Source organism: Variovorax sp. P4_D9 (assembly GCF_056401695.1).
Genome location: NZ_JBFUIU010001757.1, coordinates 1 through 546 on the forward strand (window position 1 = coordinate 1; position 546 = coordinate 546).

At 69.4% G+C, this 546-nt stretch carries 1 protein-coding gene; it reads left to right on the forward strand.

Features of this window, described 5'->3' with window-relative positions; translation table 11 throughout:
- Positions 1-153 precede the first annotated feature (153 nt).
- On the forward strand, positions 154-417 hold the full coding sequence (locus tag AC1DY5_RS58180; protein ID WP_478123121.1) for a hypothetical protein: 264 nt from the start codon (positions 154-156) through the stop codon (positions 415-417).
- Positions 418-546: the final 129 nt, after the last annotated feature.

The window sequence follows — 546 nt, forward strand, 5'->3', positions numbered from 1 at the left end:
GATTTCTGGTTGTGCACAACCTGGCACGCCTGCCGGTAGACATCTCGATGGCTTCATTGAAATTCTGGCGACTGCTGGGCCGTAGGCTGAAATCGCGCATCGGATTGCGCCAAGCGAGCGAGCCTGACGCAGGCGGGCAGCGACAGCATCCGGGTGAATCTGCGCAGCGGGGACGTCTGCTGCATGGCGGGCTGCGGCGCCCGGGTCGGCGACGTGCTGGCCTGTCAGATAGCCGCGCAAGACCTGGGATTCGTGGAGGCGGCCAAGGAGCTCGGGGCATGGGAGGACGAGCCGGACTGCTCCGCGCCTTCCAGGTGCCGCCGCCTCCGCGGCCTGCCGGCGCGCGAGGCGTTCGCCCTGGTGCGCGAGGACGCGATGGTGGTGGCGGTGGCCGCCGGGAACCTCGCCCAGGGGTGACCTGGCGCGAGGTCGATCGGCAGCGGCTCCTGCATTGCGCTGCGCGCATTCAGCGCATCGCCGATGAGGTAGGCGTGGATGCTCCGCGCTGATTCACGGCGGCGTGCCGCCACGTGGTCGTCCCTGTCG